At 59.1% G+C, this 1,400-nt stretch carries 1 protein-coding gene; it reads right to left on the bottom strand.

The genetic code is table 11. From position 1 onward, the window contains the following. Positions 1-285: 285 nt before the first annotated feature. Positions 286-1,308: an IS110 family transposase gene (locus MMB92_RS35150; protein WP_062884173.1), complete on the bottom strand. Its 1,023-nt coding sequence runs from the start codon at positions 1,306-1,308 to the stop codon at positions 286-288. Positions 1,309-1,400 lie beyond the last annotated feature (92 nt).

Here is a 1,400-nt window from a genome sequence, read left to right as displayed (position 1 = left end):
TACATGGACGCCCCCGGCTTGCCAAGCTCTCAGTACGTGACGACGCGAGGTAAAGATTGCACCCGTACATTCGGACTCTGATTGTGGCCTTCGGCCACGGTCCCTGATGGGATGTGCTGGTTGGCGCCGCAATCGGGTAATCGCACTCGAAGTGCCTGGGGAGACGCGGGCTTAGCCAACCACGGTCTAACCTGTTTGCCATCACTGCCTGATCGCTCGTGCAATCGGTGGAGTTCTGCCTGCTGCCATGAAGCCTTCTGTTGCTCTTCCTGCAAGCTGATCCGATCACGCTGCGGCGTGATCGGATCGGAATTCACTATCGCGTGCCAACAGCGCCCATACGATACGGGCGTTCTTGTTGGCCAGTGCAACGACTGCCACATTCTTGTTACGTCGGGCGATGAGTTTGTGCAGCCACTGGTGCGCCTGCAGCTTGTGCTCCGCATGTCGGATCACCGCCCGCGCTCCATGAATGAGCAACGTGCGCAAATACGTGTCCCCTCGCTTGCTAATGCCCTGCAGGTTCGTCTTGCCGCCGCTCGAGTGCTGTTTGGGCACCAGCCCGAGCCACGCTGCCAATTGCCTGCCGTTTGTAAAGTTCTTGGCATCACCGATCGATGCCACCAGCGCGCTCGCCGTAATCGGCCCAATGCCTGGAATGCGCTCCAACTTCCGCGACAGCGCATTGGCACGGTGCCATGCTTGAATCTGGGCCTCCAACTCGCCGACCTGCCGGTCCAACTCCTTCAGATGGTCGAGCAAGCGATGGATCAATTCGCGAAACGTGCCTGGCAACTGGTCCGTCTCCTGTTCCAGCAACGCCGGCACAAGCTCGAAGAGGCGCACGATGCCTTGCGGCACGACCAAGCCAAACTCGCCCAATAGCCCCCGAATCTGATTGGCCTGCGCGGTCCGAGCCTTGACGAACCCTTGCCGAACACGATGCTGCGCGAGCACCGCTTGTTGCTCGACATGCTTGAGCGGTACGAATCGCATGTTCGGCCGGCTGACCGCTTCGCAGATGGCTTCCGCGTCAGCCGCATCGTGCTTGTTGGTCTTTACATACGGCTTCACGAATTGGGGAGCCATCAACTTCACGGTGTGCCCGAGCGTCTGGAGCTTGCGCGCCCAGTAGTGGGCGCTGCCACACGCTTCCATACCGATCAGGCACGCAGGCAGATTCGCGAAGAAGGTCACCATTTGACTGCGCTTGAGCTGCCTCTTCAGCACCGCCTTGCCTCGAACATCTACGCCGTGAACTTGGAATACGTTCTTTGCCAGATCGATGCCTATCGTCGTAATCTGCATGATGACGCTCCCCTCGGTTCAAGTGGTTGCTCGACACTTCCACTTTGGCACATTGATGCCGTTACGAGTGGGGGCGTCCATCCCATTGGGTA

It is taken from the genome of Burkholderia sp. IO2, from assembly GCF_029522185.1.
Classification (GTDB): domain Bacteria; phylum Pseudomonadota; class Gammaproteobacteria; order Burkholderiales; family Burkholderiaceae; genus Burkholderia; species Burkholderia cenocepacia.
The sequence above is the reverse complement of the archived record's forward strand: the minus strand, read 5'-3'. Positions and strand labels throughout refer to the sequence as shown.